This is a genomic window from Saccharothrix sp. ST-888 (assembly GCF_000955975.1).
Lineage (GTDB): Bacteria > Actinomycetota > Actinomycetes > Streptomycetales > Streptomycetaceae > Kitasatospora.
Map to the genome: position 1 here is coordinate 1 of NZ_JYJF01000763.1, position 327 is coordinate 327.

Consider the following 327-nt stretch of genomic DNA (forward strand, 5'->3'; position numbering starts at 1 on the left):
TCGAACTGTGTCCGCTCCGCGGCTAGTCGTGCCCGCTCCTGTGCCTGCGGTTCGCCGTGCCGACCGGGAGAGCGGCGCGCTACCTGCTCCCTGCGTGCCTGGTTCGCGGGCGCGATGGTCTCGTTCTCGTCGGCGATGGCGTGGAGCATCTCGACCAGGTGGGCGACGTTCAGGCGCGACAGGCGTATATGGCCGATCCGAGGTTTGAGGTGTACCCGGACGTGGGAGTCGTAGCCGTTGGTCGTGGTCTTGCGGGTCTTCTTCGACGCAAGCCACATGTCGAGCCACTCGCCGACGGTCAGCCGGGACGTGAGCGACTGCCCACGG

Annotated in this window: 1 pseudogene; it reads right to left on the reverse strand. The window is 67.6% G+C overall.

Features of this window, described 5'->3' with window-relative positions:
- A pseudogene (locus UK12_RS34495) lies at window positions 1-327 on the reverse strand (hypothetical protein); the annotation flags it as partial.